This window comes from Bacteriovorax sp. DB6_IX (genome assembly GCF_000447775.1).
Taxonomy (GTDB): domain Bacteria; phylum Bdellovibrionota; class Bacteriovoracia; order Bacteriovoracales; family Bacteriovoracaceae; genus Halobacteriovorax_A.
Genome location: NZ_AUNJ01000307.1, coordinates 1 through 7,775, shown reverse-complemented (window position 1 = coordinate 7,775; position 7,775 = coordinate 1). Strand labels below are relative to the sequence as shown.

General features: G+C 38.3%; 9 protein-coding genes and 1 tRNA gene. 7 read left to right on the top strand and 3 right to left on the bottom strand.

Features of this window, described 5'->3' with window-relative positions:
- A partial coding sequence (gene secF, locus M901_RS09130; RefSeq protein ID WP_021277907.1) for a protein translocase subunit SecF occupies window positions 1-770 on the top strand: 770 nt, incomplete at its 5' end.
- Entirely contained in the window at window positions 763-1,458 is a 696-nt protein-coding gene (locus M901_RS09125) for a hypothetical protein (RefSeq protein WP_021277906.1), read from the top strand. The genes secF and M901_RS09125, both read left to right, overlap by 8 nt.
- Here M901_RS09125 and M901_RS09120 read toward each other — a convergent pair.
- Window positions 1,455-3,128: a hypothetical protein gene (locus M901_RS09120; RefSeq protein ID WP_198295378.1), complete on the bottom strand. Its 1,674-nt coding sequence runs from the start codon at window positions 3,126-3,128 to the stop codon at window positions 1,455-1,457. The genes M901_RS09125 and M901_RS09120 overlap by 4 nt on opposite strands.
- 266 nt (window positions 3,129-3,394) lie before the next feature.
- Here M901_RS09120 and M901_RS09115 point away from each other — a divergent pair, with 266 nt between their 5' ends.
- Together M901_RS09115 and M901_RS09110 are read left to right on the top strand one after the other, a co-directional pair.
- Window positions 3,395-3,700 (top strand): HU family DNA-binding protein, encoded by a 306-nt coding sequence (locus M901_RS09115; RefSeq protein ID WP_021277910.1) that lies wholly within the window; start codon window positions 3,395-3,397, stop codon window positions 3,698-3,700.
- 143 nt (window positions 3,701-3,843) lie between these two features.
- Window positions 3,844-3,922: transfer RNA gene (locus M901_RS09110), tRNA-Cys, on the top strand.
- 37 nt (window positions 3,923-3,959) lie between these two features.
- On the opposite strand, the gene M901_RS09105 is transcribed toward M901_RS09110, so the two are convergent.
- Both M901_RS09105 and M901_RS09100 read right to left on the bottom strand, forming a co-directional pair.
- Entirely contained in the window at window positions 3,960-4,316 is a 357-nt protein-coding gene (locus tag M901_RS09105; RefSeq protein WP_021277903.1) for a hypothetical protein, read from the bottom strand.
- Between the two features lie 28 nt (window positions 4,317-4,344).
- Entirely contained in the window at window positions 4,345-4,749 is a 405-nt protein-coding gene (locus tag M901_RS09100; RefSeq protein WP_021277908.1) for a hypothetical protein, read from the bottom strand.
- A 94-nt stretch (window positions 4,750-4,843) separates the two neighbouring features.
- Here M901_RS09100 and M901_RS09095 point away from each other — a divergent pair, with 94 nt between their 5' ends.
- The 3 genes from M901_RS09095 to M901_RS09085 all read left to right on the top strand — a co-directional run.
- Entirely contained in the window at window positions 4,844-5,641 is a 798-nt protein-coding gene (locus tag M901_RS09095) for a hypothetical protein (RefSeq protein ID WP_021277911.1), read from the top strand.
- An 8-nt stretch (window positions 5,642-5,649) separates the two neighbouring features.
- Window positions 5,650-6,828: a glycosyltransferase gene (locus M901_RS09090; RefSeq protein WP_157679935.1), complete on the top strand. Its 1,179-nt coding sequence runs from the start codon at window positions 5,650-5,652 to the stop codon at window positions 6,826-6,828.
- A gap of 31 nt (window positions 6,829-6,859) precedes the next feature.
- On the top strand, window positions 6,860-7,775 hold a 916-nt coding region (locus M901_RS09085), incomplete at its 3' end, for a hypothetical protein (RefSeq protein WP_021277909.1).

Sequence of the window (7,775 nt, the reverse complement as noted above, 5' to 3'; positions counted from 1 at the left end):
AATTTCAAGAAAAAATTAACCTGAATGATCTTAGAAAAGAAATGAAGAGTGCCGGATTTACTGGAATCTCTGTTCAGTCAATTGGTGAAGTCATCGACAATGAATACCTTATTAAAGTTCCAGCAAAAGAAGAAAATCTTAATGCTGTTACTCAGAAGGTAAGTGAGGCCCTAAAGGCATCTTTTGCAAGCAGTGGTCTTGAGATTAGAAAAGTGGATATCGTTGGTCCAAAAGCTGGGGCTGAGCTAAGAAAGTCAGGTTTTCTTGCGATGCTTTGGGCACTACTCGCGATTATGGTATATATTGGTCTAAGATTTGACTTCAAATATTCACCAGGTGCTATCGTGGCCCTTTTTCACGATGTAACGATTATTCTAGGGATCTTTGCTCTTACGGGAACAGAGTTTACACTTCAAACTGTAGCTGCTCTTCTTGCGGTTATTGGTTACTCAGTTAACGATACGGTTATTGTTTACGATAGAGTACGTGAGCATGAGCAGAAATTTGTTGGAAGAACACTTTCTGAGCATATTAATAATGCGGTAAATGAGACTCTTTCTAGAACAGTTTTAACTTCTGGAACGACTCTATTTATCTCTTTAACTATGTACTTCTTCGGTGGACTGGCCATTAGAGATTTCTTTATGGCAATTACACTTGGTGTACTGATTGGAACTTATTCTTCAATCTTTATCGCTGCTCCAGTGACTCTTTTCTTCGATAAGATGAGAGGACAGGGAGTTAAAGAAGGTAAGCCAGTTAATGCTTAAGTCGCATCTCAAACTGATCATTTTCACATATCTATTAGGGTCATTTATTGGCCCTAATATTTTTGCTGACAATGAGCTTTCGGCCCAAATGAAAGCGGCCCAAGAAAAATCAAAGCAATTAATAGAGCAGCTCCAAAAATTTCAACGCTCCCAAAGTGCTCAAGCACAAGCTTCTACAGGCGAAGATTTTGAAGAGAATGAGTCCCAGGCCATCAAGCCAGATATCTCTAACAAAGAGACTCAGAGGGTCTTTTTAAAGATGCTCAAGCGCTATAATCGTATGGACTTAGACTCAATTAAGGCCGAGATGCTCCATGCCTCTAAGGGGACGAGAACTGGAAAAGTTTTTAAAGACTATCCTAAGACTCTAGACTTTATGGCAAGGCTCTATAAGTCTCCTGATGCTCTTCCTCGGGCCCTTGAGATGAAGAATGATATGGATAAGCTCAAAGATGTCGGTCTCTATATGTTGGGAACAATTGTCTTTGGCTTCTTACTTGGGAAACTCCTAGTGCGTCCAAGCATGACCTTTATGACACGAGTGATGATGGGGCTTGTTAAGTTACTTATCGTCTGGGGAGTTCGTGGAGCGATTATTGTCCACTTCTATGGTTATTACCTAGATCCTATGTGGGGAATTTTCTTAGAGGTATTTGTTCCGGGCTTCGGTGGCGTCGATACGATCTAATCACTCGAAGCCGGAACACAAGCTGCTTTTCTATCGTGAGGAGTCAGGCTTGTTGGAATCTCAGTTGTTCTTCCTTGATTCAATAATTCACCAATTCTCTTCACCGTATAAAGCTTTTGATATCCTTTCTTTTGAACATAAGGACTTGCAAAATCAGCTGGCCAGTAGAAGTATGTGGCCTGATTCTCTGTTTGTTCAGTAGGAGTTACTGGAACACCATTATTACCAAGGTGGAACCAGATCTTCTTTAAGACACCTTCACGAACCATAATGACATCATTACTTAGTTCCTGTTGTGAACCATCTGGAAGAGTCTGAACTTCACGAGGTCCTTCAGCGTAATAGATTCCCTCTGTTGGAACACCTATGATTTCTCCTAGGGCACGCATTTCAGGATTTGTTCCGAGGTATTCATCTGTTCCAGGACAGAATGACTTTCCTTTACTATCAATGAAAGGACTCATGGCAATTCCCAGAACCTGACTGATACAGCCACTTCCAGAAGAGTCAGGAGAAGTACATCCATTGAGTTCACTAAAGTATGACTTTAGTGGTGGATCAGAAACTCCAAATTGCTCAATCTTTTCTTGAATGAGGAAGTCCACACTTAAATTATTACCAGACTTAATAAATCTTGGATCAAGAGTATCCCAAAGGGCATATTGATCTGGGATAAATTCAAGACGACTATACTTGGCCTTGTCATTTGTATCTTGTTCTTTCACATAGTCGTGACAGAAAATTGTCGAATAAAGACCCGGTGATAGAGGAGTGATACTCGCATCAGATGGAAGATAGAAGTGGTATCTTGCCGTTCCAAGGTAGTAGTCATCATTTGTATTATTATCTGTTTGAATCGTTCTAAAGAAACAAGTATATTGTCCAACCAGCTTGATTCTTAGATTTCCATCTAAATCCAGTCCATCATCAGTCTCAGGCTCTAGAAGTCTTACCTGTTCTATACTTGTCGTGGCATTTTCAACGCCAGTTCCTGTCTCTACAATTTGTAACTTATAAGTTTTATCAAAGCTTATATTTCCTTCTAGTGTTGCTGAGAAGCTATTAGAGTTGGCGGATGTCGTGATATTGATATTGGCACTTGCCCCATTCATATCTGTGGCCACAAGGCTACAAGAAGCAGGGTTTTGTGCTTCATTGTCTAGGTCATTATTACACCAACCGTGAAGGTTTTTAAGGTTTTCATTTCCTGAAATTACAGATGAAACACTCACGCTTCCAAAAATTGTGGCAACCGTGACATTCTTTTCAGCACAAGTTGAAGTACAACTTGTGGATGCATTAACAGAGGCAACCTTAGCATTCTTACAAACACAGAAGTCACTATTGATATAAATTTCTCCAGATGGTCTAGATTCAATTGTTGGATCATCTATACAAACACCTTTGGATGTTTGAACAATTTCCTTAATCTCATCTGAAACTGTCGCATCAGCAAGGATTGCAGCGACCTCATCAGATGTTCCTTCATGAGTTCCCGTTGGACAAGTTGTGGCACAACTTGTTCCGTCAGTATAGAGAAAGAATGATTCTGTACATGTGGTTGCAGAAGCGGAAGAGGTGAACTTTTGACGGCCACCAGAACTATCTGGCACACATGATGTGAGCAGGGCCGCAATCGTTATAAATGTTAAGCTAGTGAAAATTTTCATCATAATATACCTATTTCTATTAGTATTTTCGTATATTTCACCCTCCAACTTTAATTTTACTTATATAAAGAGGTCGAAGCCTTGATTAATTTGATTTTTGTCGTAAAATCAATAAGATAGAGAATGAATTATGAATGCTGGTTTTCTAAGTTTTGAGAAATATTTGTGGCGATGCATAAAAAATTAATGTTTTTAGCTGTTTAGCCGATATAATAGTTAAATCTTCATGATTCATTTTTTTAATCCCTAGGGGGGAGGAGAATAATATGACAAAAGCAGATCTTATCGCAGCAATTGAAAAACAGGCCAGCATTACGCATAAGCAAGCGGAAACTGTTGTTAACATTTGTTTTGATAGTATGATTAAATCGCTTTACGAAGACGAGAGAATCGAAATTCGTGGATTTGGCTCATTCGCCAATAGAAACTATAAGGCCTATGAAGGGAGAAATCCTAAGACTGGTAAAGTAGTTAAAGTACCACCAAAGAAAGTTCCATTCTTCAAAGTTGGTAAAGAACTTAGAGAAATGGTTGACGCTGGTAAAGACAAGTACGTAATTAGAGAAGCTTAATATTGTAATAGGGGATATGCTTCTAAAGTATATCCCTTGTTGCTTATAGCGTAATAAGTTTTCATATACTTAGCGCTAGTTTTTCTTGACTTTCGACTAAAAATCACTAGAATCAAAATTCCTAAGTCAAACTTAGAATCTATGGACAGGTGCCGGAGTGGTCTAACGGCGCAGTTTGCAAAACTGTTGTTTTCATCGGTTCAAATCCGATCCTGTCCTCCATTAAAAAAGCCAGCTTCTTTAGCTGGCTTTTTTTTCTTTAGAATAGCATTTTACATTCAACGCTTTTAATATCATACCAACCGTATTCTCCAGTTGCGTGATCATAAGCATCAGCATATTCAGACTCTACAACGATCTCGTATTGATCAAAGATATTTTGATCATATCTCTGCTTACCTGATAGAGTTGTTGTGATCTTAAGATCAGTAATTCCTTGATCAATTCTATCTTCAACGATCTTGCTGCTTAGAATTGTAAGATCAAGCATTTGGTTGCACTCATTAGTGATCGCATTTTCAATGGCATTATTAAGTCTTACTTCGTAGTTAGAGTTAATAATTTCTGCGTTAACACCAGTTGTAACCAATAGTCCTAATAATAAAGCTTTACCCATTTTAAACCCCCCAGTTTAATATACGCTTTTAACGACAAAGTTTATTTTTATCCACTAAGAATTTTAGTGAGAGTTTCTCTTCGTATTTTCTCCAGTTGCTGTAGTCTGCATCTTCAACTTCAACAGCGACCTTGTTCAAAGTCTTACCAAGTTTATTCTTATGTTCCATCTCAACTGTATAGTAGAGGTCAGTAATACCTTGATCGACATTGTCTTCTTCAATTTCTACGTTCTTAACAAGAAAGTAATCATTAGAAATATCTTTGGTACAATTGACCATCTTCTTTCCAATATAGCTTTTGATTTCTTTATCAAGATGAAAGTCTCTTCCTAGAACGACACGCCCTCTTTCAACACCATTACCAGCATTTGAGGCCAGTGGAAGTAGCATGGTGATAAGTAGAAATACCTTCACTAAGTTAAGTGATTTCAATTGTTTGCTCCTGTTAATTAATGAAAATGTTCTACCTCACCGATAGGGAGTATGCCCAATCTTTTGTCAGGCGATAATCTCCTAGGAGGATACTTTGAGTGATTTTGGTAAAACTTTAGCTAGATTAAGAAGTGAGAGTGGTTTTAAAAGCGCTAAGTCCTTCTATGAATATCTTCATGAGCGTGGTCTTGAATGTAATTACCAGTACTACATGAAAGTTGAAAAGAGTCAGGCCTTTCCATCCTCTGTTATTGTGAATCAAATGGCCAAGGCCATGAGTGCTGAAAATGGACAGAATTTGATTATGGCCTATTGTCGCAATCAGTTTCAATCCTTTGAATTTCTCTTTAAAGATCAAAAACCGATTGAAGATAATTCTATTTCCAGCAAGGCCACAAGTGTGGCACAGGGACAGCGAGAGTTAAGCCTTAGACAAATAGAAGTTCTTGCTCAAAAAGAAGAGAATTACTTTCTCTTTCTCCTCTTGACTCTTTCACGTGGGCCCGTTTCTATCCAAGAGATTCGTCAATATCATGGACTGCAAGGGTCAATTGATGAGCTTGTCCAGGCCAATATTTTACTTCTTCAAAACGATCATATCCAAAGTACTTCTTCTGAATTTCGCTTTCCTCTTAGTCAGGATGAGAAGGTTATCAAGGCCTATCAGAAATTTGATCATTGGGATAATGAATTCTCATCACAGTTTGATTTTGAAAGACTCGTTAATAAGATGATGATTCGAAGAATTTCTCCGCGTTACCTCAGTGCTATTAAGAAGCAGATCGATACTATCGCAGACTTTGTAAGGTTGTCAGATGAGGCCGATCAAAAGCATAATAATGATGTGCTACACTTACAAATTCAATTGAGTCGAGGTGAGATCCCTGGATAGGAGAGTTCTTGAGTACGTTATTGCTACTTCCAAATCAAGAAGAGTCATGGGCAAGTGTCAAGCTTGTTTGTGATTACACTATAAAGCAAGCGAGAGCTCTTTATGGCAATCTCGATATTTACTATGTGAGAAGAGATGAGGTTTTTAAAAACGCTAAAAGCTTCATGAAGTATGAAAAGATTATTTGTCTTGATCACTGTGTGGAGAGTTTTAAGCTTCTTGCTCTTCTAAAATCACTTTTAAAAGATGATTTAGTCATCGAGTTTTACGCTCTTGGGATGGCCTCGAGTTATTACTGGCCACTTATTAAATTCGGACTTGCCAGGCACCTAAGCACTAAAGATAAGTTTGTTGTAAGCTGTTTTCGTGATATCGAGTTAACACGTCAGTGTTTTTCAAATGTACAAGTTGAGTTAAGGCCCTTTGAAATTCGTCCAAGAGATGAGTTGCGGCCAGCGAATAAGCAGCGTTTAGTCTATATTGGTCGTCTTAGTTTTCAAAAGAATCTTCATGGCCTACTCTTATTTTTTTCGCATTATAAGAAATCTCATCCAGGTGCAGTGTTAGAACTCTTTGGGGATTGGGACAATCTAGACTTGCCATACTTTGAGATGAAGATGAGCTCCTATAAAGACTATATCTTAGATTTGGTCAATCAGCTTGGTCTTAGCGATGAGGTGATATTTCATGGCCCAAAAACAGAGGAGCAAATTGATCAGTTAATGCAAGAGGGGAGTTTGACATTTATTTCCCTTAGTCTTCAAACAGACGAGAACTTTGGAATTGCGGCCTATAAGGCGCTTAGCTTTGGCCATCGAGCGATTCTTTCCAATTGGGGAGGACATGCTCAACTCAAGGAGCTCTTCGGTGAAAGTGTCTACTTAGTGCAATCAGCTGTTTCAAAAAATGGCCCAGGCTTAGTTTTAAAAAATGAGGCCCACTACATAATACCTGAGTTGGGGGCTCTAGATATTGGTGCTTCAAAGATTGTGATTAGCGATTTTGCCCAGAACTTTTGTAAAAGAAGAGATCAGTTTATGGAGTTAAAGTCTGGTGATGTTATCTATCGAAATTTCAAAGATCCTATCTTTTTAAATTTCTGCCTGAGCTATTCTGGGACATCGGAATTTTATACTGATGAAGATATTGTTGAGATCTATGATTGTCCTCAGCTATTTGTTGATTGATTAGTTTTCCATGTGGCCCTAAAATAAGATTATGTATGAATTAGAGATCGAATTTGTTGATAGTATCCATGATAAGAATCCTTTTAAACTTAAGTGGGATATTGTAAAGAGTCCAAGTGCAGGATTATGGCTTAAGTGCTTCACTGATTGGCTCGACTCGCCCTATCAGCTCTTTCCTCGCTTCCTTGGCTTTGTTAATACCAATCGCGATCTTGGCTTTATTGCCCAGGAACTGCAAAAGTCCATTGATATCATCAATGAAGATGGCCGCTATAAAATTGAGGAGCATATTAACGATGGTCTTGATCGTGACTTCTTCAATAAAATTCATCATCATTTTGAAATTCTTAGTGGGCCAGGAATATCTTCTACTGAATATACCGCTCAATCTAGTGCGCAAGTCAGACGTGCTGTAGGAAATCTTAATTACTATATTCATGAGATGGAGTCCTACGAGAAGTCTCACCAGGATATGGCCGATAACGAGGAATTTGTCTACGCCGCTATTTGCTTAGAGTTTGAGAAATGGAATAAGATGCTTAAAATACCAAGTTTCTGTGATGACGACTTTAGTCTGGATGTGGACTTTGGAGATCTTGTTCTTCACTATTGCCAACGAGGAAAAACCTGGTGGGAAGTTTTTCTCGATGATGATGAAGAGATCTTTGAAGAAAATATTTTAGAGCTTCAGTTCGTTAATGGAGAGTTTGATATGATCTTTGGTGATCTTGGTGATTTAACTCAAAAGAAGAAAGAGTTTGCCAATTTTCTTAAAGAACATGGAAAGGAAATTGACGATTCCAAACTTCGACTAGGTTTTAATACAATTGCTAAGCTTAAGACTCCCTTTACTAAGAAATCCAAACTGCAGGCTGAACTCGGAAATAAGAATGGTATTCGCACATTCACTCTTTTAAAAGATGGCGCGGTATTTAAGCAAAAGGCTT